We start from the raw sequence: 25,320 nt of genomic DNA on the forward strand, positions 1-25,320 counted from the left end.
AGGAGATTACATTGGCGATTGAGGCTGCACCCCTTAAGTCGAATACTCAAGTTCCAGTTAAGCGGCCAGATTCTCCGTGGCGTATATCGTTACGTCGATTTACTCGCAACCGGCTCGCGGTAATGGGACTTTTCATTTTAGTATTTATGGTATTGTTCTGTGTGTTTGGTCCGATGATGTCCCCGTATAACTTGACAGACTATTCTGTAGCGAACAAGAACCAGCCGCCGAATGCACAGCACTGGCTCGGTACGGATAAGCTCGGCCGGGATATACTGCTTCGAATTATGTTGTCCGGCAGAATATCGTTATTGGTAGGATTTGTAGCCACCTTTGTTGCCGTTCTGCTCGGATCTGTACTCGGTGCCTTGGCAGGGTTCTATAGAAGATTTGTAGATACGATCATTATGCGTGTTGCTGAAATCTTCATGGCGATTCCCTCGTTACCGTTGTTGATCATTATGGGTGCGATTTTGTCCGATTTGAAGGTTCATCCGGATAATCGAGTTTACTTCCTTATCCTGATTATGGGTGTGATGGGATGGACAACTCTATCAAGATTGGTACGTGGCCAGATTCTATCTCTGCGTGAGCAAGAATTTATGCAGGCAACAGAGGCGCTCGGACTTCGGGATGGACGTAAAATATTCCGACATTTAATTCCGAATACAGTCCCGATCATTATCGTATCCTCTACATTGCTTGTAGCAAGCATGATCTTAAGTGAATCTGCACTGAGTTACCTGGGACTGGGCGTTGTGCCTCCTACTCCATCTTGGGGCAATATGATATCGGATGCCAACAGTCTGATTGAGTTTCGTAAAAGACCTTGGGTCTGGATTCCACCAGGGGTATGTATCTTGGTAACTGTAATTGGAATTAACTTAATCGGTGACGGGCTTCGTGATGCGCTCGATCCTAAAATGAAAAAGTAGGGAGATGCGAACATGGCAAAAGAACTTGTAGAATTTCGCAACTTAAAAACGCATTTTCATACATCCGCCGGGATCGTCAAAGCCGTAGATGACGTCAGCTTTACTATACGAGAAGGCGAGACCGTATGTGTCGTTGGTGAATCAGGCTGTGGTAAGAGCGTGACGGCGATGTCACTTATGCGCTTACTGGAGGTTCCCTCGGCTGGAGGCGAGATCTTATTCGAAGGCAGAGATATATTGAAACTGAGTAATAATGAAATGCGCAAGCTTCGCGGCAATGAAATATCGATTATATTCCAGGAGCCGATGTCTTCCTTGAACCCCGTTCTCACGATTGGGGAGCAAATCAGTGAACCGCTCATGCTGCACCAGCTGCTGGATAAGAAGGAAGCACGCAAGAGAGCCATTGAGCTGATCAGCCTCGTCGGGATTCCGCGTCCGGAGGTCATCGTGGACTCCTACCCTCATGAGCTGAGTGGAGGGATGCGGCAGCGGATTATGATTGCGATTGCCCTAAGCTGTAATCCTAAGCTGCTGATCGCCGATGAGCCGACAACAGCACTTGATGTAACAATACAGGCACAGATTCTCGATCTGATGCGGGATATTAAAGAGAAGTTCAATACTTCGATCATGCTCATTACACATGACCTTGGCGTTGTTGCCGAGATGGCAGATTACGTTGTCGTTATGTATGCCGGTAAAGTCATCGAGGAAGCTTCCGTATATGAGCTGTTCAGAGAACCAAAGCACCCTTATACCAAAGGATTACTTAAAGCAAAACCAATTATTAACCAACGACAGGAGCGTCTCTATTCCATACCAGGACAGGTACCTAACCCCGTGGATTTGGAGAACAACTGTCACTTCCATGATCGCTGTGAATTCTGTATGAGTATTTGCCGTGAGAAGGAGCCGCCGCTTCAAAAGGATGAGCAAGGACATAAAGTGGCTTGCTGGCTGTACGAGGAGGAGGCGAAGGTAAGATGACAGAAGCAACGAGTGCGACAATGACGGAAGCAAGACCAAGTAGTGTAGCAGAACCGCTTATGGAGGTCAAAAACCTCAAGAAGTATTTTCCGATCACAGGTGGTGTATTCCAGCGCCATGTCGGGGATGTAAGAGCGGTAGATGATGTATCATTTACGATCTATAAAGGCGAATCCTTTGGACTAGTCGGCGAGTCTGGCTGCGGCAAGAGTACGATCGGCAGAACCATACTTCGTCTATTGGAGAAAACAGATGGAAGTGTTCTTTTTAAAGGTCAGGATGTCCATAAGCTGTCTAAACAGCAGCTGAGAAGCATTCGTCCGCAAATGCAGATTGTATTCCAAGATCCATTCAGCTCACTGAATCCACGGATTAAAGTCGGAGAAGCGATTGGTGAGGCACTGCTGGATCACAAGCTTATCCCGAAAAAAGAGCTGCGGGAGCGTGTAGAAGAAATTCTTCGCATCTGTGGTCTGTCGAGCTATCATTACGATCGCTTCCCACATGAGTTCTCAGGCGGACAGCGTCAGCGGATTGGCATTGCGCGCGCGCTCATCCTTAATCCTGATTTCATCGTGGCGGACGAGCCTGTATCCGCACTGGACGTATCGATTCAGGCCCAAATCATTAACCTGCTGAGCGATCTGCAGGCAGAGAAGCAGCTCACTTATTTGTTCATATCCCATGATCTTAGTGTTGTCGAGCATCTGTGCAATCGGATCGGAGTAATGTATCTGGGTTCGATGGTCGAAATGGCAAGTAAGGATGAACTATTCCAGAATCCACTACATCCTTATACCAAAGCACTGCTGTCTGCTGTTCCAATTCCAGACCCGACGATCAAACGGGAAAGAATTGTGCTGAAAGGCGATATCCCAAGCCCGGCGAATCCGCCTTCAGGCTGCAAGTTCCATACTCGCTGCCCGCTCGCTTCGGATATTTGCAAGCAGGATATTCCAGAGTATCGCAACATGGGGAATGACCACTATGTCGCTTGTCATTTCGCATAAATCACGTCAAAAGTGTGGATTTGGGGTCCTGCTTACGTACGGATAATATCATATGTTGGATTGTTGGAGCATCATTTCCATATGCCTAGGGGCTAAAGGAGATGATGCTCTTTTCTATTTTCAAATGTATGTGAATAGAAATAGGAGCTATTTTTGAAGGAGTAAAAAATTGGAATAAAAAATCAAGAAAAAAATTTAAAAAAATGCAGACAAAATTGTCATTTCCTACGTCTATATATATAGAAGTGTTTAATTAGTTATATAGATTGAATTGAAGAACTATCCGTAACTACTTGATGTGAGCCTTACGGCTTAGAACAGGAGTCTTGAGATCAATCTATCTAGTAGAAGTAAATCAAGTTTCGGGCATATCGAATGCGGCATATTTTGAGAAGAATGGAGGACAAGCTATATGAAAAAATGGATCCTGCGAAGTAGTGTAATGGTAATTATTCTAGCGCTGTTTGTTATTATCATCAGACCAGGAATCTTAGTAGGCAAGCCTGCCATTCAATCAAATGCTGCATTGGTGATGGACGTAAATACAGGAGAAGTCATTATGAATATGAACGGTGATGTTCCACTGCCAACAGGAAGTATCACCAAATTAATGACCCAGCTGATTATTATGGATGAACTCTCAGCAGGACATATTTCCTGGACTGAAGCAGTTGAAATCAGCCAAAATGCAAGTGAAGTACAAGGGCAGCAGGTGGCGCTTGCCCCAGGCGATCAGTTTACGGTAAGAGAATTGCTTGAGGTCGTATCAGTATATTCCGCGAATGATGCGATTGTTGCTCTTGCTGAGCACGCCTTGGGAACAGAGGAAGTATTCATCGACAGAATGAACGACAAAGCGAAGGAATTAGGACTCTCGGTTCATACGATTTATAATAATGTGACAGGAAACACTTCCTTATCAGGTGGCCCTAAAGAAAATTATATGACTGCAAATGATATCGCCGTATTATCGGCACACCTCATTCAAGAGCATCCGGAAATCCTGAAGATGGCAAGCCGTCCGCAAGTCGAATTAAAGGGTAAAGGACTCTACATGAGCAATACCAACTGGATGCTGGAGGAGATCAGTGGACCTTACTCCTATGAAGGAGTAGACGGTCTCAGAACAGGTTATACCGAGGAAGCCGGATATTGTTATGCAGGTACGGCGGAGCAGAACGGCAAGCGGCTTGTTGCTGTCGTGCTTGGTGCCGAATCACAGGAACAACGATTCAACGAAGCAACAGATCTGTTAAACTACGGATACTCACACGCATACACAACAGGAGAATGGCATAAGAAGTGGGCAATGGCACTTCGGCTGGCCGTCGAACGAACAATATAACATTTTTGAACGATATCCGAACCAAGGACAGAAGGACCGTCGCTACAATAGTATAGGCATGAGTAAGGAAGAGCAGGAGAGACACCTCGCTCTTTTTTTTTATATATGTTTAAATTTGAATCAATTTCATAATACCTTTAGCTGCTTATATCAAGGGTATATATAGTTTGAAATTTACCTAATTTAATGATTTATAAAATTGATTCATTCACATCATTTTTTCTTTACTTTTGGATTTATAGGGGTATGATAATAATTGACTCTTGGGTTAATTATGGACAGTGAGTTATAATCCTAGGTTTCGGAGGGATATGGATGAAAAAGCAATTACAATGGCCGCTCATTATCTTTGCGGTCGGTGTATTTATGGCGGCATTGGATAATGGCATTATTACTTCCTCTTTAACAACACTGAACGCCTCATTCGGTGTATCGCCGAACTGGGGAGCATGGACAATTACATTGTACACACTAGGCCTGGCAATAAGCGTACCGATAGCAGGCAAGCTGTCGGATCGATACGGGCGGAAGAAGCTGTTTATGATTGAAGTTGCTTTATTTGGGCTTGGATCTTTGCTCGTCGCGTTGAGCCCGAATTTCACCCTCTTCCTGGCTGCAAGGATTATACAGGCCTTAGGTGGTGGCGGAATATTTATTATTGCTAGCTCTTATGTGCTCAGTACCTTCCCTAAAGAAAAACAAGGAGGGGCGCTAGGGATGCTTGGTGCGATGAATGGAGTAGCTGCCGTACTGGGGCCCAATGTGGGCTCTCTGCTGCTTCAGCTTACGGGCAATTGGCATTGGCTGTTTCTCATTAATGTACCGATAGCGATTCTTCTACTGCTTCTTGGCTACAAGTTCATTCATGAGGAGCAGGAGCTGAGTACAGCGAAGATGGATTGGATCGGTGTCAGTTTTCTCTCCTTAGGGGTGCTCGGCGTCATGTTCAGCTTCACCAATCTTGAGGGAGTCAGTATACTCAGCAGCATGGGTGAGCCTGGATTTTATGGATATTTAGCTGGCGGGCTGATCATGCTGATTCTATTTTATTATTGGGAAAAAAGAATGGAGCTCCAGGGAGCAAGTCCTGTGATTTCAACCCGAATGCTTCGAGTGCCGGCCTTTTTATGGACCCTGCTCATTGCCTTTTTTTCGGGTGCGATTCTGGCGTCTGTTATTTTCATTCCGGGATTCGTTGAGCAGTATCTTGGGGTATCCAGCACGGCATCCGGGTATTGGTTTACTCCGCTCGCACTTGCTGCTGGTGCCGGCTCCGTGCTTGGCGGGATGTATGTAGATCGGAAAGGGCCTATCTGGACACTAACTGTAGCCGGTTTAATAAGTGCGTTTGGATTTCTTCTCTTTGCGCTATGGGTCGACAGCTTATGGGAAATGGTTATTTCAAGCTTGTTTGTCGGGCTTGGATTTAGTGTGATGCTGGGAGCGCCGGTCAATGTGCTCATTACCGAGGATGCCAAGGACTCAGAACGCGGCATTGCGCTTGCAACCAGTTCATTGTTCCGGCAAATGGCGATGGCAATCGCACCCACCGTATTCGCGGGCTTTCTCGCTCGTTCCTTCTCAGGCTTTGGTGGCAACATAGAGGCGAGTTTTGCAGAAGAGGGAATTCAGGCAGATCCCGCTGTACTGCAGCAATATATGGGGGAAACGCAGATGGCTACAACTGATGTCAATTCCATTCGTGAAGCCTTCGCTTCAATTCCGGATGCCTCCGTCACGGATGCCTTAACACAGGCACTTGAACTGACCGTGAACCAAGGATACAGTCGATTATTCTGGTCGGCTCTGATCTTCAGTGTCCTTACGGCAGCAGCAACACTAGTGACAGGAAAAATTCGCAGCAAGAAGAGAAGCCAAAGGGACCAGAGTACAGAGATATCGAATCTATAAGAAATGTTAAAATCGTAAGAGAAGAGGCTCTTTCCTCGGAAAGGGCTTCTTCTTCGACTAAATATGACAATTTGCAGCATGCCTAACTTCTGATTATTATGGTAATATAGCAAAATGTACAAGTTGCAGGATGAAAAATAATAGGCCATCATAATAGAGAGACTTTTACTAAGGCGAAGCATGCCTGATTATACTGTTATGACGTTGCTTTCACATAAGACGAATCTACAAATCCAATAGAGAAGGAATGAACTATGAGATCTAGAAGCAGAAACAGGTATCGTAGAAAGAGGAGAGGAAGAGGCTTACTCATCACCCTCCTGACTCTTGTCGTTATAGTCGCGGTCGCTTATCCGTTCCGTCAACAGATTGCTTTAGCCGCTTTTGATCTATTCTTATCAGGCACGGTAGAGAACCAGCTTGAAAAATCATATAAACCATCTGGAAGCGCCAATGCTGAACCTGTTGTATATCAGAATGAGCCTTTCTCTGTATTGCTGTTAGGTACGGATGCAAGACCGTATGAGAAGACTCGAGGCCGCTCAGATACCGTCATTTACGCAGTGGTTCGCCCTCAGGAATCCCGGGTTCTGCTCGTCTCCATTCCCCGCGATACTTATGTGGAGATTGTTGGACATGATGCGGATGAGGACGGCATGAATGATTACGATAAGCTTACCCATGCTTTTGCCTTTGGTGAAGAGGAGATGTCGATCAACACGGTTGAGAAATTCCTCGGATATGAGGTAAATAATTACGCGACAGTCAACTTTATGGCTATACAGAAGGTTGTGGATGCCATTGGCGGCGTAGAGCTCCCGATTACAGAAGATATCGTTAATAAAAATCCGAATCATGTGCAATTTACAATCGAAGGCGGTAAACCGGTCTACAGCGGTGAAGAGGCATTATACTATATCCGTTACCGCGAAGACAGCGATTTTAAACGTGCAGAAAGACAGCAGATCTTCTTGAATGCTGTAGCAAACCGCATGCTGAACGTGAGTCAAATTTCCAAAATTCCAGAGCTGTTTGATATTATGGGAGATAACTTCCAGACCGACCTTCATCCTACATCAATTATTAACCTCGCCAAGCAGGTGCTTACACAAGGAAACCCGGAAATTTTAAGTTTCACAATGATGGGTGAAGGGGTAAGAAAGGATGACGGTATATTCTATACCGAAGTTGACGAGAAATACTATGAGTATTCGAAAGAAATGATTGCGAACTGGCTTGATCCGAATACAACGGAAGAAACGCTGCTCAAACCGGAAGATTTTAATAAAGAAGACGAAACCGAGAGCAATGTTACAGAGAACAACGAAACTGCATCTTCTCAGTCCCAATAAATAGATGTACGACAATCAGCACTAACGACATTCTTTTAGTCGGGTGCTGATTTTGTTGTCTTATATGAATATAATGGAATAAGAAGTTGTTCTCATAATTGTGTGTAAAGAGGAGGAATAACTCGATATGAATATTGCTTTTTTCTTGCTTCCCAAACAGGAGGTTGCGACAGTAACCTCGGATGCAACGCTCAGACAAACACTTGAAAGAATGGAATATCACAGATTTACAGCAGTACCGATTCTCAGCAAGGATGGTAAATACGAAGGCACGGTGACAGAAGGCGATCTGCTGTGGCATATGAAGAATTCCAGAGGAGAGATTACATTTGAAAACGCTTCAAAATATGTGCTGAAGGATGTACCCTTGCGCTTACATATCAAGCCTGTATCCATTGATGCCAATATGGAGGATTTGATTAAGCTGGCGAAGGTTCAGAACTTCGTTCCTGTCGTGGATGATATGCAGCGGTTCATCGGTATCGTGAGACGGAGCCAGATCATTGAGTATTGTGAAGATGTCATGTCCAGAGGTTCAGTGAAAGATGTGAATTTATAACTTGGAGGCATATTCATAAGAGAATGACTACATCCTATAAGTTATAGGACCGCAGGTCGCCTTTTTATGGGTATTCCCTTATGCTATAATGGAGAATAAAGCATTTTACGGGAGTGTGACGAGCATGAGCATGCCAAAAGAACTAGATGTCGCAAAGCGCGCAAAAGTGATTGAATGGCTGAAAACCGAAGTGCTGGATCAAGTGTCACGATTGTTCAAGGCTTTATGGGAAGGCAGCAACGCTCGAATAAGTGATAGCCTTGCGAGTCTCATCATGAGTAGTTATATTCTTGGACGGAGGCTCGGCATATCGTTTAGAGATATGGATGACCTGCTCGTTGAGAAGCTTAGGAACCACAAGAAGGAAGGTCACCAGCTTGAGGACTGGTACCAGGACATTTCCGCTCTCGAAGACCATATGCGTAAGAGGTGAACATTTTGAAATTCCGCTGGAAAACAGCTGTGTGGAGTCTTATCTATCTGCTTCTATTATTATCTCTGTTAACTCCTTTAACAGTGATTAGTGTGTTTCTGATTATTTTGCCAGGGGTTATACTTTATACCTCATTAAATTTGAAGTCATTCTTAGTACACGTTATACCTGTACTCTTGATTGGGCTAATCATAAGTCCGATTTATTTAATTTTCGGGATATTTTTCTTAATTCCAGCAATTGTTATCGGGCATTGTTATAAGAAGCAAAAGCCTGCGTTAAACACCTTGGTGCTTGGCACAGGTACAATTCTAGCTGAATTTTTGCTGCTGCTTCTGATTAGCACAACCTTGTTTCAAATTGATTTCTCTGAATATATTCGTGAAACGATTGAGTTTACGATGACTCCGGTAACTGAATCGGGTGGTAACAACGCCTTGACGAATGGATTGGTTATGGATGAAGAAATGGCGGAGGCGGTAAGCAGCGCCACTGTTCAGATGATTCCTTTTGCGCTTATCGTTACTTCACTGGTGATGGCTTCTCTAACCCATGTTATTGCCCGTCCTATTCTTGGCCGCATGGGAGTTCGGGTGAACCAGCTCAAGCCAATACGTGAGTGGAGATTACCGAGGTCATTGATATGGTACTATTTCTTGGGGATTATTCTTCAGCTGGTAGCTAGCAATACAGAAAATAGCTTTCTGACGATGATTGCACTTAACTTTTCACCGCTGATTAATTTCTGCTTCATGATTCAAGCCATCGGATTTTTCTTTTTTGCTGCACACGCGAGAGCATGGCATCCGGTCATTCCATATCTGCTCGCTGTAGCCACGTTTCTGATTGGACCCATGCGGATTATCGGAATCATAGACCTTGCCTTCCCTCTCCGTGAAGCCATTTCGAAACCAAAACGATAGGATGAACCATGATGCCTAAATTTCTGTTAAAGCGTTGGCACGGTTATCAGACCGTCTGGGCGTTTGCTTTATTATTAATACTGGATGCATTTCTGGTTGCTTATAACTGGCCGCTGGGTCTGGTTTGCTTCGTTCTTATCGCTCTGCTCGGATATATCATGGTCAAGAAAGAGTTCGTATTTCGAAGAGAACTGGTCGATTACATGGGCAGTCTGAATCTTCGTATCAAAAGAATTGAAGGCGAAGTATCTGCGAGCATCCCGCTTGGAATCGTGCTGTATAGTGAGGATCGTTCAATTGAATGGCATAATCCTTATGTATCCAGAATGTTTGAAGAGAAGACGCTGATCGGGAGTGAGCTGACTTCTTTTTTTCCGCAGCTTCCCTTCAAGCAGAAGGATAAGAAGGAAGGCAACAAGGAGAGTGCTCATGGGAGCGCTCATGAAATCAGATTTGAGTATCAGACACTAGATCGGGTCTATGAGCTGTTTCATTATCCGGAAGAACGACTCATTTACATTTATGAAATAACAGAGCTCGCCACCTTGCGAGAGAAATACGAGAATGAAAAAATTGCACTGGGCATCATTATGCTCGATAATCTGGATGAAGCCTCTCAGGGGATGGATGATCAGCAGCGTACGGCACTCATTGCCCGTGTTGCCAGTGAAATCACAGCCTGGGCTAAGGATTATCATATCTACTTAAGAAGATTATCGTCCGAACGATATCTGATGGTGCTTCATTATAGCTCGCTTCAGCAGCTGGAGATGAGCAGATTTGTCATACTGGACAATATTCGGGAGATGACGGCCGATCTGAAAGTACCGATGACGCTGAGCGTCGGACTCGCATTCGGATCAGAGAATATAAGGGAGCTGGGTGAGCTGGCTCAGTCATCCCTTGATATGGCGCTTGGCCGGGGCGGTGATCAGGCCGCGGTGAAGGCAGGACAACGGCTTTCTTTTTACGGCGGCAAGACCAATGCGGTTGAGAAGAGAACCCGGGTCAGAGCGAGAGTGATTGCTCATGCCCTGCGTGATTTGATGCAGGAGAGCGATCGTGTCTTCATTATGGGGCACAAAATGCCAGATATGGATGCGATCGGCGCTTCCATTGGACTATGGAAAGCTGCTAATCTATACCATGTAGAGTGCTATATTGTGCTTGATTCTTCGAACCCATCCATTGATCGTTTAATGGAGCAGGTGAAGAAGGATGAGCAGCTGATGCAGGCGTTTATTCTGCCTGAGGAAGCGATGCAGATGATGACTGAGCATAGCTTACTCGTTGTGGTGGATACACATAAGGCATCCATGACGATTGAGCCGAAGCTTGTGGACTCCATTTCCAGGGTTGTTGTGGTAGATCATCACCGCAGAGGTGAGGAATTTATCAACGATGCTGTGCTGATCTATCTGGAGCCGTATGCATCTTCTGCAGCAGAACTTGTTACAGAGCTGCTGCAGTATATTCATGATAAGCTGCAGCTCACACCACTCGAGGCGACGGCATTACTGGCCGGAATTACGGTGGATACGAAGCATTTTGCCATGCACACCGGATCAAGAACGTTTGAGGCGGCCGGATATTTACGTAGAAACGGTGCGGATTCCATGCTGGTTCAGCGGCTGCTGAAGGAAGATTTACAGGAATATATTGCGAAAGCAGAGATCATAAAACATGCTAAAATGATGTATGGGCATATTGCGGTCGCTGTGACGGAGCCCGGACAGGTGATTCCGCAGCTTCTTATTGCACAGGTAGCCGACTCGCTGCTCAACATGACGGATGTCGTTGCTTCATTTGTCGTCAGTGAACGGCCGGATGGCGTGATTGGCATTAGTGCCCGTTCACTCGGCAAGATGAATGTACAGGTTGTCATGGAACGCTTGGGAGGCGGAGGTCATTTGACCAATGCTGCCGTACAGCTGGAAATGTCAATTGGGGAAGCAGAAGAAAAACTGCTGGAAGTATTGGCTGAAATCGAGAAGGAAGAGGGGTTGTTCGAATGAAAGTCATTTTTATAAAAGATGTAAAAGGTCAAGGGAAAAAAGGTCAAGTTAAAGAGGTATCCGAAGGGTATGCTTCTAACTTTTTGCTGCCAAGAGGTTTAGCACGTGCGGCTACCGATGGCAATATGAAAACACTAGAGAACCAGAACGCGGCTGAAGAGAAGCGCAAGCAGCAGGAGAAGGACGACGCGGTAGCACTCGGCAAGAAGCTGGAAGAGGCAACAACCGTGCTGAAGGCAAAAGCAGGGGAAGGCGGACGCCTATTCGGAGCGATTACGAGCAAGCAGATTGCAGAAGCACTTGCAGGGCAAGGCTTCAAAGTGGATAAACGCAAAATTGAACTGGACGAGCCGATCCGTAACTTGGGAGTGACTCAGGTTCCGGTTAAGCTCCACCCTGATGTCAAAGCTACGCTCAAGGTCCAAGTAACGGAGGAATAAGATGGGCGGGGAGATTTATTTTGATCGTGTTCCGCCGCAAAACCTGGAAGCAGAGCAAGCGGTTCTAGGTGCAATTCTTATTCAATCGGAAGCACTCATCACTTCGATGGAGCGAGTGACGACCGATGACTTCTATGACAAGCCGCATCAGCTGATCTATGAAGCGATGATTGAGCTTGGAGAAGGCAATCAGCCCATTGATCTCATTACACTGACCTCCCTCTTGCAGGATAAAGGACAGCTGGATGAGATCGGTGGTGTAACCTATTTGGCCAAGCTGGCACATGCGGTGCCGACAGCAGCCAATGTCGATTACTATGCGCAGATTATCGAGGAAAAATCGATGCTGCGCAGACTTATTCGTACAGCGACCCAGATCGTCAGCGAAGGGTATGCAGGAGGCGAAGACGTATCCGGCATGCTCAGCGATGCTGAGCGTCGCATTCTGGAGATTTCGAACCGGCGCTCAAGCAGCGGGTTTATCGCCATCCGTGATGTCGTCATGGAGGTCTTTGAGAAGGTAGAGTCGCTGTATCAGAACAAGGGCAATACGACAGGCATCCCTTCGGGCTTCGTTGATCTGGACAAGATGACAAGCGGATTCCAGCGCAATGACCTCATCATTGTGGCTGCCCGTCCTTCCGTAGGGAAGACGGCATTTGCGCTAAATATTGCTCAGAACGTAGCTGTTAGAGCGAACGAGACTGTAGCCATCTTCAGTCTTGAGATGTCCGCAGCACAGCTTGTACAGCGTATGATCTGTGCTGAAGCCAATCTTGATGCGGGTGTGATGCGGAATGGGGAGTTCAAGAGTGATGACGACTGGTCCAAGCTGACCATGGGCATCGCCGCCCTGTCAGAAGCAGAAATTTATATTGATGATACACCAGGCATTACTGTGGCTGATATTCGTGCAAAATGCCGCAGACTGAAGAAGGAAAAAGGGCTGGGGATGATCGTAATTGACTATCTGCAGCTGATTCAAGGACGGGGCAAAGCCGGCGAGAACCGGCAGCAGGAAGTATCGGAAATCTCCCGTACACTTAAGCAGATTGCGCGGGAGCTGGATGTTCCGGTCATTGCACTATCACAGCTCAGCCGTGGCGTTGAGCAGCGCCAGGATAAGCGGCCGATGATGAGTGACCTACGGGAATCCGGTTCAATCGAGCAGGATGCCGATATCGTTGCCTTCTTATACCGTGACGATTATTATAATCAGGAGACGGAGAAGAAGAATATTATCGAGATTATTATAGCCAAGCAGCGTAATGGTCCGGTGGGTACCGTTGAGCTGGTCTTCTTAAAGAACTTCAATAAATTCGTTAATTATGAACGTGTGCATACCGATGCCTTTGCCGGGTAACGATGCACATCCCTATCGATTAGACTTACTAATCCACTTCTCGTGTGCTGATAGCACCGGGCAGTGGATTTTGTCATTTTACGCCGTGTTGTTTGGCAAATCCCGAACGATAAATTTTACTTATAATTTAATGTTCGCTTTTTTATTTGACTTTGCTAGGAGCGACTGGTACACTTGAATTGCTGCTTTTTGTGGCAAACCTTACAGCAACAGTCATGTCCTGAGGGCATGGCGATTAAGGTAGGGCTTTTTGCCATGATATGAGGGCAGTTCGTTATCGTGTGAAATCTAAGACATTCTAGTGTCTGCGAGATCTGCAGTCATGAGGTGGCTGCAATATAATAATCGATGTTTAATGTATGTTTAAGTTCTTGTGTTAAGAAAATAAGGAGTGCAAAAGACACTTACGGGGGAATGAACATGTCAACAGTAGTCGTTGTGGGTACACAATGGGGAGACGAAGGCAAAGGCAAAATTACAGATTATCTTGCGGAAAGCGCCGATGTGGTGGCACGGTACCAGGGTGGTAACAATGCCGGTCATACCATTCTGATTGACGGTAAGAAATACAAGCTCAGCTTGATTCCATCCGGTGTTTTTTATGAGGATAAGAAGTGTGTCATCGGGAACGGCATGGTCGTAAATCCGGCCGCTCTCCTGGAAGAGATCAATTATATTCATGAGAATGGCTTCTCAACGAAGAACCTGGTGATCAGTGACCGTGCTCATGTCATTATGCCTTATCATATGGTGATGGATGCGCTTGAGGAAGATCGCAAGGGTCCGAACAAGATCGGAACGACACGTAAGGGAATCGGCCCTGCGTATATGGATAAAGCAGCACGTAACGGTATTCGCATTGCTGACCTGATGGATGCCGAGGAATTCGAATTAAAGCTTCGCCACATGGTCAAAGAGAAGAATCAAGTTATCGAGCAGGTATATGGTGCAGAGGCGCTGGATGTAGAAGAAATTTTGAAACAGTATCTAGAGTATGCGGAACTCATTCGTCCGTACGTGACGGATACCTCTGTTGTTCTTAACGATGCGATTGATGAAGACAAGAAGGTGCTCTTCGAAGGAGCACAAGGGGTTATGCTCGATATCGACCAAGGTACTTATCCATATGTAACATCCTCCAACCCATCGGCTGGCGGCGTATGTATCGGTTCCGGGGTTGGCCCGTCGAAGATTAGTCAAGTCATCGGGGTTGCGAAATCCTATACGACTCGTGTCGGTGATGGACCTTTCCCTACAGAGCTGAATAACGAAGTAGGAGACTACATTCGTGAGAAAGGTCATGAGTATGGTACGGTAACTGGACGTGCCCGCCGTGTTGGTTGGTTCGATACCGTTGTTGTTCGCCATGCAAGACGTGTCAGCGGTATTACGGGATTGTCCCTGAACTCTCTCGATGTACTTACGGGTCTTGATACCGTCAAAATCTGTGTTGGATACAAGTATCGTGGTGAGTTCATTACTCACTATCCGGCAAGCCTCAAAATGCTGGCTGAATGTGAAGCCGTATATGAAGAAATGCCAGGCTGGAGCGAGGACATTACCGGAGCGAAGACGCTTGAAGATCTGCCGGAAACCACTCGCAATTATGTGTATCGTGTATCGGAGCTGACAGGCATTCCAATAGCGATCTTCTCGGTTGGACGTAATCGTGAGCAAACGAATCAAGTATTGCCAATCTATGTTTAATCTATAGGAATCTGTAGATTGCTTCATAGTTATAACCAGAACCCTCATCCTTTCTATTGTAGAAAGGATGAGGGTTTTTGGTATGTTTTCTAATATAGTACGATGCTGCTGTGAAAATATGAAATCGGACGGATAGAATAGGGAGAATTACGTCAATACTGAGGCTATAGCCTTCTTTGTTGATCTACTAGATTGCGAAGAGGGAGATAGATAGGAGGAGGCGTAAACATAATGAAATGGCTGAAATGGACGGGGCAGCTGCTGCTGACCGTCATCCTGGTGAGCACTCTGACCCTGCTGACAACAGGACTAATCGTGCAATCTTATATTTCTTCCCTGCTGGCTAGCTTTAATATTACATGGGAAGGAGCGCCGAACAATCTCGCCGCAGTGTTCCAAGGTGCGCTGGGGATGAATACATCGGACACTTCCGAGAGCACAGGGATGAACCCTGATAGCAGTAACAGCGGGTCAGACCTGATTACGAATGGAACAGACCCAGAAGGAGATCAAGACGGTAATACAGATACAGGCAGTGAAACGAATCTTACAGGCAAGACGGATATGGGTCAGGCTGATCCTAATGAGCTCGATTCAACCAGCGGAAGCGGCGGCGGGACGGACAATGAAGCGTCTAGCAGCGCAGATCATGAGGACTCCAGTGAAGGGGGATCGCCGGACAGCTCGTCAGCGTCTCCTTCTTCCTCAAGCACAACAGAAGAAGGAGCCGAGGTAGGTACAGCTGAACCGGATGACCAGGTTGTCGTCACACCAGAGGACATTACAGATCAGAAGGACTCCATCTCCACCGAGGATAAGACTGCTGTATTTGAACTGCTCATGAATAAAATCCCTGCCGATGAGATGCAGCAAATCTCCAGTACCATGGAAGACGGTTTAACGGAGACAGAGCTGCAGAACATGGAGCAAGTGATTGCAAAATATTTAACAGAGGAAGAATATAATGAGCTGATGGCCGTATTGACACCTTAAAGGAAAGTTCAGGAAACCCGTGCTTTGCGCGGGTTTTTGGTATGTTTTGGTGAGTTGATCTGGTCCTTCCGGCTGTGGTAAAGTAAACAAGTGAGCAAAAGGTTAAATTTTTGATACTATTTAGCAACCTTTTCTTCATATATCTAAGTAATCAAAGCACTAAGCGAGGACTGAACATTTAATCATATCGTTTACCGCTTGGATTGAAACTATGAATACAATGGCTCATAAGTGATGCAATGAAGAGTAATAATATAGCTTGACTTTTAAAGGGCAGAGAAAAGGAGAAAATCATGAGCAGTATGAAAGACAACATGAGCAACTCTGACAACTCGTTACCGAAAAAGGAATTATCCAAGCCACGCAAATGGCTTCTTGTAACGGCGGCAGGACTATTTGTTGCCATGTCAGCAGGGTTTGCGAGTGAAACGTATGTAGCTGCGAATACGATCCCTTATTACAATGTTTATGTTAAGGGAGTGTATATCGGAGCAGTCAAGAGTGAGAATGAAATCTCAAAGCTGTACGAGAGTAAGACAGAAGAGCTACAGCAGCGATATCCTGATGCTCTTATGCAGCTGGACAGCAGTGATGTTGAGCTTAAGGAAGAGCAGGCATATAAGCCTGAGATTAATAGCGAAGCAACACTCAGTAAGCTGGATGGATTACTGACCGGATATGCGGAGGGTGTTAAGCTTAAGATCGATGGCGAGACCATCGGGATTGTAAAAGATCAGAAAACTGCGGATCAAATCATCCAGAGTGTTAAAAATAAATATATTACAGCTGAGGAAGAAGCCGCTCAGCCCGCTTCCAAGATCAGAACAGTCGCTATGTTATCTTCTCAGGATTCCAAGGCTCCTCAAGAGGAGCGGGTAAGTCTTGAATCTGTCGAGCTTGAAGAGCAGGTCGTGCTCAGTGAAGTGAAGACCGAACCGAGCAAGATCCTCTCCAGTGATGAAGCAATCGAACGACTGACCGAAGGACAGGAGCAGAAAACGGTGTATGTAGTGAGAGAGGGAGATACGCTTAGTTATATCGCCCAGCATCACAACACGACGATTGATGCTCTCAAACAGCTGAATCCTGGACTTGAAGAAGACAGTCTAAGGATTGGAGACGAGCTCACACTCGTGCTTCCTAAACCGCCGCTTACGGTAACGACGGTCGAGAACGTAGTCGAAGAAATTGAGACCGAACCCCAGGTGGAGATCCGTGAAACAGACGAACTCAAGTCGGGTGTTACCAAGGTCGTACGGGAAGGACAATCCGGGCTCAAGCAGGTCGAGTATCGGATCACCAAAGAAAATGGCGAAGTGGTAAAAGAGGAATGGCTCGGACAGGAAGTGATTGAGGCTTCGGTGTCCAAAGTCGTTCTCCAGGGGACGAAGGTAACGGGTGAAGGCAGCGGTATCTTCAAGTGGCCTGTAGCCAATGCAACGATAACCAGCAGCTTCGGTGAGCGCTGGGGCAAGCAGCACAAAGGAATTGATCTCGTGGGTAACAGATCCATTACCGCTTCTGACGAAGGCGTCGTGACCTTTGCAGGACAGCAAAGCGGCTATGGCAACGTCATTATCATTAATCATCGAAATGGATACGAGACGGTGTATGGTCATCTGGACAGCATTGGTGTCAAAGAAGGACAGATTGTTGAACAAGGCCAAAGTATTGGAGTTATGGGAAATACGGGACGTTCCACGGGCACACATCTTCACTTTGAGATTAAGAAGAATAGTGTTGCGCAAAATCCGATGAAATATCTCCCTTAAAATAGGAAAGCATGATCTGTATAGGCAGATCATGCTTTTTTCATGAGCGGATGAAAGAGCCCTTTTCACCTAGTGAAGTTGTCAGTTTAGGTATGTTAGAATGAGTATACGATTATAAAAAAGACAGTCATAGACGCAAAATCAAAGGTGGGGCGAACGGTATGCAGGGAAAGATTCTAGTGGTCGATGATGAACAGCCGATTGCAGATATCCTGAAATTTAATTTAGAGAAAGAAGGATACGAGGTTATCTGTGCATTTGACGGCATTCAGGCAGTTGAGCTTGCTTTATCCGAAACGCCGGATCTGATCTTGCTTGATCTGATGCTCCCTGGCAAGGATGGAATGGATGTATGCCGTGAGGTGCGGGCTCAGCTGGAAACCCGAATTATTATGCTGACAGCAAAGGACTCCGAGATTGATAAGGTGCTTGGGCTTGAGCTGGGAGCAGACGACTACGTTACGAAGCCGTTCAGTACACGTGAGCTGCTTGCAAGAGTCAAGGCGCAGATGCGAAGACAGCAGAAGTCAGAGACAGCAGCGGAGCCTCCTCAGACGGAGGGAGAGTCACAGGGACTTAGACTGCACGATCTTTATTTTGATACAGATATGTATACTGCTTACAGGAATGGACAAGCTCTTGATCTTACGCATCGAGAGTATGAGCTGCTCTATTATATGGCGAAGAATGCAGGCAAGGTCATGACAAGGGAGCATTTGCTTCAGGCCGTATGGGGATTTGAATACTTTGGCGATGTCCGCACGGTCGATGTGACAATCCGAAGGCTGCGGGAGAAGATTGAAGAGAATCCGAGCAAACCGGAAACGATTGTTACCCGCCGAGGACTGGGGTACTTGATTCGGGGATCGAAGAACGGAGTCTTGTAGATGAAATGGACCTCTTATTTCCGCACGGTGCAGGCGAAGCTGATCATTGTATATGTCTTGCTTATTCTGGTGGCGATGCAGCTGATCGGGGTTTATTTTGTTAGTGCCATGAAGACATCACTCACAAGCAATTTTACAGAGGATTTGCATGCACGGGCCGAAATGCTGTCTGTTCTGGTTGCTGAAGCGTTGGTTACAGGTGACAGTGAGGGAAATGAGGACAGCACAGAGAATCTGGGCACGCTCGTCAACAATCTCTTTAACATCAACGGAGCCGAAATTCAGGTACTGGATGCCAGCGGGCGAGTACTGACGACGACACTAAGCTCGCATAACGATTATATCGGACGGAAAAACACGCAGACGGTGGTAAGCCGTGCACTGCAAGGAATCCGTGACAACGAAGAGAATATCATTGATGAAGACAATGTCCGCAAAAAAGTCGTGGCCAAGCCCGTATCGTCTGGGGGCAAAATTGTAGGTGCTGTATATATCGCAGCATCAATGAATGAGCTGTATACGACGATGGAGCGGATCAATAACATATTCATCTCCGGGGTGCTGATCGCACTTGGACTGACGGCTGTACTTGGCGTTATTCTATCTCATACCATCACAGCCCCCATAAAGGAGCTTACACGCAAGGCCAACGCCGTGGCAGAAGGAGATTTCAGCACCAAGATGCCTGTGCTCGGCAAGGATGAGATCGGGCAGCTCAGCAGCACCTTTAACTATATGACGAGCCAGCTCAGAACGGCACTGTCCGAGAATGAAGAGGAGAAGGACAAGTTGTCTTCGATTCTGGCTAATATGAGTGACGGCGTTATCGCCACAGATGAGCTTGGCCGTATCATTCTGGTTAATAAACGGGCAAGCACGATGCTGGGCCGGGAAGAAGCTGCGATGAGCGGCAGGCATTTTGCCGTTGTGCTCGGGCTTGAGGTTGAAGAAGCAGAGACAATGCTGAGCGGGATTACCGCGTCAACACTGCTTCAAATCCAGCCGTCCGGTCAGAACGATTGGGTGGTGATTCGGGTTACCTTTACGCCTGTGCAGCGGCGCGATCAGGAGAGAACAGGAGCCATTATCGTGCTCCAGGATGTCACCGAGCAGGAAGAGCTGGAGGCATCACGGAGAGAATTTGTGGCCAATGTGTCTCATGAGCTGCGGACACCGCTGACGACGATTAAGAGCTACGCAGAAGCGCTGGATGACGGAGCCATTAAGGATCCAGAGCTCGGGGGAAGATTCGTCGGGGTTATTCAAAATGAAACCGAGCGGATGATTCGGCTTGTCACCGACCTGCTTCATTTATCCCGGCTTGACTCCAATGAAGCTCCGCTGCGGAAGCAGCCTACCGTGATGATGGATGTGCTGGATGAGGTAGCCGACCGGTTCTCCTTCCAAATGCAGCAAAAGTATATGAATGTGGCCGTTATTGTGGACCAGGAGGTGCCGGAGGTGCCGCTTGATCGGGATCAGATTGATCAGCTGCTGGACAACCTGGTGTCCAATGCGCTGAAGTACTCGCATGAAGGCGGCAGCGTTACTATATCCGCGACTCATATGGGGGATACAGTCGCTGTATCCGTCGAAGATACCGGAATCGGCATACCGAGGAAGGATATCGACCGTATATTTGAACGATTCTATCGTGTTGAGAAAGGAAGGTCGCGCAGCATGGGTGGAACCGGCCTCGGACTATCCATTGCACGCGAGATTGTCAAAGCCCATGGGGGAGACATTGAGCTGGAATCGGAGCTGGGCAGAGGGACGAAAGTGACCTTTACACTTCCGCTGGAGCAGGAAGGGAGTGAGCTATAGATGAAGGAACGATTCAAGACGGTTGTGCTCGCGATCTTAATCACAGCAAGCTTGTTCCAGAGCTATTTACTCATCTACCGGCTTCCGGGCAGCTATTCGGTTGTTACAAGTGAATCCAATTACATTAAGACTGAGAATATGGGTCAGGAGCAGCGAATCGAGAATTTAATCTTCCCTGATCATATGGTTATTCACATGGGTGAAGATCGGCATACGCTCTTCTATCCGGAATCCACCTTCTATCAGCTGATCTATTCGCGTCTTGCGGGGCGCAGCTTCGGAGAATTCCAGCGGCAGAGTGTGGGCTCGGAGAACTGGAATGAGCTGAAGAAAGAGAACCCGGGAATTGAGCTGTCATTCGAAGGCGGGGTGCCGGTGGCATTGCTGCAAAGAGTGATGCAGTTTAGCAGTGATCCATTGTTTGAAGCCGAGACCATTAATAAAATATGGATATATACAGACAGCGATGACAAGGCACGTGCCTTGTTCTTTAGTTCACAGGGAGACGTGGTGTATGAAGCTGCCGATGTGGATCTGACCGTGCAGGACATCAAGCAGCATGTAGACTTCGGGACAGGCTGGACTCCTTATAGGCTGACCAGTGAAGGATATTACCTTCCCGAAGAGGCCTTGGAGATGATTCAGGTAGAGCTGGGAACCCGGCAATACACCGTGGAGCAGATGCAGCGAAGCCTGTTCTTCGATCCAAGCATGACACGAAACATCCAGGAGAAGGATGGATCAGAAATCTATACGGACAGCAAGCGCAGCCTGCAGGTGAATTTCAATCAGCGCTGGATCAGCTATAATGATCCCGCAGCCGTGCAGGCGAGTGAGGGTGACCGGACGAAGGATACCCTTGCGGCGATTGATTTTGTTAATCAGCATGGGGGATTTAATGGAACGTACCGGATGCAAATTGATTCAGATGGCGATAGTACCCAAGTTCATTTGCTTCCGTATTACGAGAGCTATCCGGTTCTGGATTTGCCGGAGTATGGGTATAAACATATGCGACTCGAGGTTCAGAAGGAGCTTGTATCCACCTATGAACGTTCGCTGCTGTATCTTGAAGAAGACGAGGAGGTCAGCAAGAAGATGGTGCAGCTTCCTTATGGAGAAGAGCTGGCTGAACGAATCAAGGGCGTGGCCGGCGACCAGCAGGTGGTCCGACTGAATCCGGCTTATCAGCCGGTCGTTTCAGAGGCCGGCATGGAGCTTGTTCCGGTATGGGAAGTCACACTGGCCAGCGGACAGGGGAGAGCCATTCCATCTTCTTGATCTCGCTCCGGTTACCCTGGACTTGTGGTGTCAAAGGTCTATAATGAAATGAGGTGAGGGAATGGATTGGGGCCGTGCTAAGAATGTGTTAATCTATGCTTTTTTGCTGCTTAATCTGGTACTCGGATATCAGCTCTGGATGGGTGCGCGGGAATCTGCAGGGTCTAGTCTGGACTTCACCTCGCTGGGAGAAAGCACGCAGCGGCTCATGGAAGAGAAGGGAATCGAGATTCTCGCTCCCATTCCAAGTGAAACACCTGCTATGCCCAAGCTAACCTATCGGTATGTGAATGGGAGTAAGGCAGCAAAGCCGATTCAACTGGAAGAGCCGATCGACAGCAAGCTGATCTTCTCTGAGCAGGAAATGGAAGCAGCACTGCAGCCATTTATTCCAAACATTGCTGAATATAAGCTCGATCCGCTGGCCAATCCGGATGTGCTGGATCGTTTCATCCTTCATCCGCTGGCTGACCAGAAATGGCCATTGTTCCATGTGGACCTTGCGCTGTATTATTCCAATCAGAAAATAACTGCTTATGAGCAGTCACCTATTGAAATGTCGACATTTGAAGAAGAACAACAGGTGCTTCCGGCTTCGAAGGCGCTTGGCACGTTGGTTGAACTATTTTTGCCGGATGAAGCCGTTGTTCAAGATATTCAGCTCGGATATTATGGGGAAGAGTTCAACTCGGACAGCCAGGTCGCAGCCCCTGCATGGCGATTCGTGCTCGAGAGCGGGCAGCAGTATTATGTGCAGGGCATCAGTGGAGAGGTTATTAGTCCGAAGTAAGTAAAACCGTAAGGAGTTTTAAGTTATGGGGATCGCTTTTACCGTATTATCGAGCGGATCGACAGGTAATGCGACTGTCGTTCGCAATGATGATACAGCTTTATTAATAGATGCTGGCCTGAGTGCCAAACGAATAGACGAGCTGCTGCTTGAACGGGACATGCTTGGATCTCAGCTGGACGGAATCTTGGTTACACATGAGCATTCCGACCACATTCGAGGACTAGGCGCAGTGGCACGCAAATATAATTTACCGATCTATGCAAATACGAATACCTGGAAGGCGATGCACAAGTCGCTTGGCAAAATTCCGGAAGAGAATATCAAGATCATGGAGAGCGGAGAGGTCCGTGAGTTTGAGTCACTGCGTGTGGAATCATTCGGAATCTCTCATGATGCAGCCGAGCCGGTGGGGTATTCATTTTATGATGGCAGAGAGAAGCTGAGCGTAGCCACCGATCTCGGTTATATGAGCGATAAGGTTAGGCTTGCGATATCGGATGCAGATGTTCTTGTGCTGGAATCCAATCACGACATCGATCTGCTTCGGATGGGACGTTACCCGTGGAATACGAAGCGCCGTATCATGAGTGATCTGGGACATCTGTCGAACGAGGCAGCGGGTGCGGCTCTCAGTGAGCTGCTGAACGGACGAACCAAACGCGCGTATTTAGCACACTTGAGCCGGGATCATAATATGATGGAGCTGGCCAAGATGACCGTTCGCGGTGCGATGGAGGACCGGGGCTGTTTCTACAAGGATAGCGAGTTTCAGCTGTGCGAGACGTATTATGACCGGCCTACACCGTGGGATAAGGTGGGCTCTCCATAAAGCTGTCGAGCTCGGCTGCTTTTTTCTCCACCTCTTCACGAGAGAGGATATTCTTCTCAACGAGCAGCTCGATGATTACACTGAGGGCGAGGGTATTGCGATAATGCTCTTCCCTCAGATCAGCCAGTTTGGCTGCCATTTGGATCTCTTCCATAGCAGAGTAGACACGATTCATACGTAGACCTCCTTCTATTAACCTCTTTAATTCGGCTTGTATTCTATTGTAGTCAGGAGAGCATGGAATCATTCCTTTTTTTTCCTCTGTAACGAAATTTAGAGCCGTGGTATGCTAAAAAGGCTGTTTAACCACGTCTTTTTTAATGGTTTTCTATTTATAAAAACTATCAAAAAGATTGATATACTGCTTGAATCTTCTATTTATTGGTGAAAATAAGGTATATGTCGGTATACGTCTATGATGTTATCACGATGCGGTTGTTGTGTGGAAAAAGTTCTTCGAAACTTTTTGTACAAAGAAGTGTCTTATATAGTGAGAATATGCAAAATGCCATTAGTAAGGGCTGAAGATCCCTTATGTTTATGATATTTGATATTGGTGATTTATATATAACAAGAGTAACAAGTGTTAAGGCGATCAGAACAGGTCTTGATGCGCAGTGATACGAAGGGGAGAGGATTTAATGGGTTTGTTTGATGACGAATTTTATTCCACCAAAGTATCGAAACGGACCGGGAAATCTATAGGGCGGGTAAGAATCAGCCGTAAGAGATTCTGGCCAAAAACAGTAAGTACATCAGGGTCCTCCTCTCTTTCCATGCTTCAAGTTGCAATTATCAGCTCGGTCATTAGTGCGGTTGTTTCTGTCGGTCTATTTGCACTGGTTGTGATGCCGGGGGATGCTCAGACCGCCTTCTCTGGGACCTCACTCAGAACAGTGCAAGGAGACCCGTATGAACGCATTATTACTGCCGGTGACAAGGTAAGGCCTGCCGTCGTCAGTATTGTCAGCCATCGTGAGATAGACGGATCTCGCATAGAGGATGCGGCTTTGGGGTCAGGTGTTATCTTTAAGATTGAAGGCGATACCGCCTATATTATGACCAATCATCATGTTGTGGACAGTGGAGATAATCTGGAGGCCGTCACGGTGGATGGGGTATCCAAGGAGGCAAAGCTCATCGGGAAGGACCGAATCAGTGATGTAGCGGTGCTGTCCATTGACAGCAAGGGCATCCATACGACGGTCGAAATCGGTGATTCGAAGCAGATCCGCCGGGGGGAAACGGTGCTTGCCATCGGCAATCCACTGGGTCTTGGCGGTACGATGACTTCGGGGATTGTAAGCTATACGAACCGAATGATACCTGTATCGATTAACCAGGACGGAGTATATGATTGGGAGCAGAACGTCATTCAGACCGATGCAGCAATCAATGAGGGCAACAGCGGCGGTGCGCTGATTAACATGCAGGGCGAGCTGATCGGGATCAATACGATGAAGATTGCGGATATGGGTGTTGAAGGCTTGGGCTTCGCCATTCCTACGGAAGATGTGATGAAGATTGTGACCGATCTGATGGAGGATGGCAAGGTATCTAGACCATTCCTCGGCGTGTACACGATTGACCTGTCGAGCTCCTATGCACCGCTTGACGAGGAGCAGCGCAAGGAGCTGAAGCTGCCCGATTCGGTAGAGAAAGGTGCTCTGGTGCTGGAGGCATCCGGACCGGCAAGCGAAGCGGGGCTTAAACTGAATGATGTGATCGTTGAATTTGACGGCGAGCCGATTCATTCAACGATGGATGTGCGAAAGTACCTGTACGATAAGAAAAAGATCGGGGATGAGATGGTCATCTCTTATTACCGGGATGGGAAGCTGCAGGAAGCAACGGTGAAGCTTGCGGATAAGCCGGTGGAATGAATATGGTGGAAGTGATGGTGGGAGTAGAAGCTTAGGAAGTGGCTCCTCTCCGTCTCATTTCGCTGAAGTCCGACA

22 protein-coding genes are annotated in these 25,320 nt (G+C 47.1%); 21 read left to right on the forward strand and 1 reads right to left on the reverse strand.

Going from position 1 to position 25,320, the window contains the following annotated elements; all coding sequences use genetic code 11:
* The first annotated feature begins 11 nt into the window (after positions 1-11).
* From opp4C to ACFQ3J_RS16505, 20 genes are all read left to right on the forward strand, one after another.
* Complete coding sequence (gene opp4C / locus ACFQ3J_RS16410; protein WP_091159906.1) at positions 12-935, forward strand: oligopeptide ABC transporter permease; 924 nt, start codon at positions 12-14, stop codon at positions 933-935.
* A 12-nt stretch (positions 936-947) separates the two neighbouring features.
* A complete protein-coding gene (locus ACFQ3J_RS16415; RefSeq protein ID WP_251583145.1) occupies positions 948-1,925 on the forward strand; it encodes an ABC transporter ATP-binding protein in 978 nt (325 codons plus the stop codon).
* Positions 1,926-1,945: 20 nt separating this feature from the next.
* Positions 1,946-2,935, forward strand: coding sequence for an ABC transporter ATP-binding protein (locus ACFQ3J_RS16420; protein WP_251583194.1), 990 nt, complete (start codon positions 1,946-1,948; stop codon positions 2,933-2,935).
* Positions 2,936-3,347: 412 nt separating this feature from the next.
* On the forward strand, positions 3,348-4,280 hold the full coding sequence (locus ACFQ3J_RS16425; protein WP_251583143.1) for a D-alanyl-D-alanine carboxypeptidase family protein: 933 nt from the start codon (positions 3,348-3,350) through the stop codon (positions 4,278-4,280).
* A 315-nt stretch (positions 4,281-4,595) separates the two neighbouring features.
* Positions 4,596-6,191 (forward strand): MFS transporter, encoded by a 1,596-nt coding sequence (locus ACFQ3J_RS16430; protein WP_251583141.1) that lies wholly within the window; start codon positions 4,596-4,598, stop codon positions 6,189-6,191.
* A gap of 254 nt (positions 6,192-6,445) precedes the next feature.
* A complete protein-coding gene (locus ACFQ3J_RS16435) occupies positions 6,446-7,543 on the forward strand; it encodes an LCP family protein (protein ID WP_251583140.1) in 1,098 nt (365 codons plus the stop codon).
* 127 nt (positions 7,544-7,670) lie between these two features.
* On the forward strand, positions 7,671-8,102 hold the full coding sequence (locus ACFQ3J_RS16440; RefSeq protein WP_091159914.1) for a CBS domain-containing protein: 432 nt from the start codon (positions 7,671-7,673) through the stop codon (positions 8,100-8,102).
* Positions 8,103-8,232: 130 nt separating this feature from the next.
* A complete protein-coding gene (locus tag ACFQ3J_RS16445; protein WP_091160260.1) occupies positions 8,233-8,535 on the forward strand; it encodes a MazG-like family protein in 303 nt (100 codons plus the stop codon).
* Positions 8,532-9,458: a DUF2232 domain-containing protein gene (locus ACFQ3J_RS16450; protein ID WP_244533476.1), complete on the forward strand. Its 927-nt coding sequence runs from the start codon at positions 8,532-8,534 to the stop codon at positions 9,456-9,458. The genes ACFQ3J_RS16445 and ACFQ3J_RS16450 overlap by 4 nt, the downstream gene beginning before the upstream one ends.
* Positions 9,459-9,469: 11 nt before the next feature.
* Positions 9,470-11,473: a DHH family phosphoesterase gene (locus ACFQ3J_RS16455; protein WP_251583193.1), complete on the forward strand. Its 2,004-nt coding sequence runs from the start codon at positions 9,470-9,472 to the stop codon at positions 11,471-11,473.
* The gene (gene rplI / locus ACFQ3J_RS16460) at positions 11,470-11,913 is read left to right on the forward strand and encodes a 50S ribosomal protein L9 (RefSeq protein WP_091159919.1); all 444 of its coding nucleotides are present in this window, start codon (positions 11,470-11,472) and stop codon (positions 11,911-11,913) included. Before ACFQ3J_RS16455 ends, rplI begins: the two co-directional genes overlap by 4 nt.
* 1 nt (position 11,914) lies before the next feature.
* Complete coding sequence (gene dnaB, locus ACFQ3J_RS16465) at positions 11,915-13,276, forward strand: replicative DNA helicase (protein WP_091159920.1); 1,362 nt, start codon at positions 11,915-11,917, stop codon at positions 13,274-13,276.
* A gap of 420 nt (positions 13,277-13,696) precedes the next feature.
* Positions 13,697-14,983 carry an adenylosuccinate synthase gene (locus tag ACFQ3J_RS16470; protein ID WP_251583139.1) on the forward strand — a complete coding sequence of 429 codons (1,287 nt, stop codon included), beginning with the start codon at positions 13,697-13,699 and terminating at the stop codon, positions 14,981-14,983.
* Between the two features lie 231 nt (positions 14,984-15,214).
* A complete protein-coding gene (locus ACFQ3J_RS16475; protein ID WP_251583138.1) occupies positions 15,215-15,976 on the forward strand; it encodes a hypothetical protein in 762 nt (253 codons plus the stop codon).
* 293 nt (positions 15,977-16,269) lie between these two features.
* The gene (locus ACFQ3J_RS16480; RefSeq protein WP_251583137.1) at positions 16,270-17,748 is read left to right on the forward strand and encodes a peptidoglycan DD-metalloendopeptidase family protein; all 1,479 of its coding nucleotides are present in this window, start codon (positions 16,270-16,272) and stop codon (positions 17,746-17,748) included.
* Positions 17,749-17,909: 161 nt separating this feature from the next.
* Positions 17,910-18,635, forward strand: a complete 726-nt coding sequence (gene yycF / locus ACFQ3J_RS16485) for a response regulator YycF (protein WP_251583135.1) — start codon at positions 17,910-17,912, stop codon at positions 18,633-18,635.
* Positions 18,636-20,459: a cell wall metabolism sensor histidine kinase WalK gene (gene walK, locus ACFQ3J_RS16490; RefSeq protein WP_251583134.1), complete on the forward strand. Its 1,824-nt coding sequence runs from the start codon at positions 18,636-18,638 to the stop codon at positions 20,457-20,459.
* On the forward strand, positions 20,460-21,740 hold the full coding sequence (locus ACFQ3J_RS16495) for a YycH family regulatory protein (protein ID WP_251583133.1): 1,281 nt from the start codon (positions 20,460-20,462) through the stop codon (positions 21,738-21,740).
* Between the two features lie 61 nt (positions 21,741-21,801).
* The gene (gene yycI / locus ACFQ3J_RS16500) at positions 21,802-22,530 is read left to right on the forward strand and encodes a two-component system regulatory protein YycI (protein WP_091159931.1); all 729 of its coding nucleotides are present in this window, start codon (positions 21,802-21,804) and stop codon (positions 22,528-22,530) included.
* A 25-nt stretch (positions 22,531-22,555) separates the two neighbouring features.
* Positions 22,556-23,362, forward strand: coding sequence for an MBL fold metallo-hydrolase (locus ACFQ3J_RS16505; protein ID WP_091159933.1), 807 nt, complete (start codon positions 22,556-22,558; stop codon positions 23,360-23,362).
* On the opposite strand, the gene ACFQ3J_RS16510 is transcribed toward ACFQ3J_RS16505, so the two are convergent.
* Entirely contained in the window at positions 23,331-23,537 is a 207-nt protein-coding gene (locus tag ACFQ3J_RS16510; protein ID WP_251583131.1) for a hypothetical protein, read from the reverse strand. The two genes, ACFQ3J_RS16505 and ACFQ3J_RS16510, sit on opposite strands and share 32 nt — an antisense overlap.
* Before the next feature lie 466 nt (positions 23,538-24,003).
* On the opposite strand from ACFQ3J_RS16510, the gene ACFQ3J_RS16515 reads away from it, so the two are divergent.
* A complete protein-coding gene (locus ACFQ3J_RS16515) occupies positions 24,004-25,245 on the forward strand; it encodes a S1C family serine protease (RefSeq protein WP_251583130.1) in 1,242 nt (413 codons plus the stop codon).
* Positions 25,246-25,320 lie beyond the last annotated feature (75 nt).

Origin of the sequence: Paenibacillus provencensis (assembly GCF_042678545.1) — a bacterium.
Taxonomy (GTDB): Bacteria; Bacillota; Bacilli; order Paenibacillales; family Paenibacillaceae; genus Paenibacillus; species Paenibacillus provencensis.

Coding starts and splice junctions, on each gene's coding strand:
- ACFQ3J_RS16415 (WP_251583145.1), top strand. CDS start 948: ATGGCAAAAGAACTTGTAGAATTTCGCAACTTAAAAACGCATTTTCAT.
- ACFQ3J_RS16420 (WP_251583194.1), top strand. CDS start 1,946: ATGACGGAAGCAAGACCAAGTAGTGTAGCAGAACCGCTTATGGAGGTC.
- ACFQ3J_RS16425 (WP_251583143.1), top strand. CDS start 3,348: ATGAAAAAATGGATCCTGCGAAGTAGTGTAATGGTAATTATTCTAGCG.
- ACFQ3J_RS16430 (WP_251583141.1), top strand. CDS start 4,596: ATGAAAAAGCAATTACAATGGCCGCTCATTATCTTTGCGGTCGGTGTA.
- ACFQ3J_RS16435 (WP_251583140.1), top strand. CDS start 6,446: ATGAGATCTAGAAGCAGAAACAGGTATCGTAGAAAGAGGAGAGGAAGA.
- ACFQ3J_RS16440 (WP_091159914.1), top strand. CDS start 7,671: ATGAATATTGCTTTTTTCTTGCTTCCCAAACAGGAGGTTGCGACAGTA.
- ACFQ3J_RS16445 (WP_091160260.1), top strand. CDS start 8,233: ATGCCAAAAGAACTAGATGTCGCAAAGCGCGCAAAAGTGATTGAATGG.
- ACFQ3J_RS16455 (WP_251583193.1), top strand. CDS start 9,470: ATGCCTAAATTTCTGTTAAAGCGTTGGCACGGTTATCAGACCGTCTGG.
- rplI (WP_091159919.1), top strand. CDS start 11,470: ATGAAAGTCATTTTTATAAAAGATGTAAAAGGTCAAGGGAAAAAAGGT.
- dnaB (WP_091159920.1), top strand. CDS start 11,915: ATGGGCGGGGAGATTTATTTTGATCGTGTTCCGCCGCAAAACCTGGAA.
- ACFQ3J_RS16470 (WP_251583139.1), top strand. CDS start 13,697: ATGTCAACAGTAGTCGTTGTGGGTACACAATGGGGAGACGAAGGCAAA.
- ACFQ3J_RS16475 (WP_251583138.1), top strand. CDS start 15,215: ATGAAATGGCTGAAATGGACGGGGCAGCTGCTGCTGACCGTCATCCTG.
- ACFQ3J_RS16480 (WP_251583137.1), top strand. CDS start 16,270: ATGAGCAGTATGAAAGACAACATGAGCAACTCTGACAACTCGTTACCG.
- yycF (WP_251583135.1), top strand. CDS start 17,910: ATGCAGGGAAAGATTCTAGTGGTCGATGATGAACAGCCGATTGCAGAT.
- walK (WP_251583134.1), top strand. CDS start 18,636: ATGAAATGGACCTCTTATTTCCGCACGGTGCAGGCGAAGCTGATCATT.
- ACFQ3J_RS16495 (WP_251583133.1), top strand. CDS start 20,460: ATGAAGGAACGATTCAAGACGGTTGTGCTCGCGATCTTAATCACAGCA.
- yycI (WP_091159931.1), top strand. CDS start 21,802: ATGGATTGGGGCCGTGCTAAGAATGTGTTAATCTATGCTTTTTTGCTG.
- ACFQ3J_RS16505 (WP_091159933.1), top strand. CDS start 22,556: ATGGGGATCGCTTTTACCGTATTATCGAGCGGATCGACAGGTAATGCG.
- ACFQ3J_RS16510 (WP_251583131.1), bottom strand. CDS start 23,537: ATGAATCGTGTCTACTCTGCTATGGAAGAGATCCAAATGGCAGCCAAA.
- ACFQ3J_RS16515 (WP_251583130.1), top strand. CDS start 24,004: ATGGGTTTGTTTGATGACGAATTTTATTCCACCAAAGTATCGAAACGG.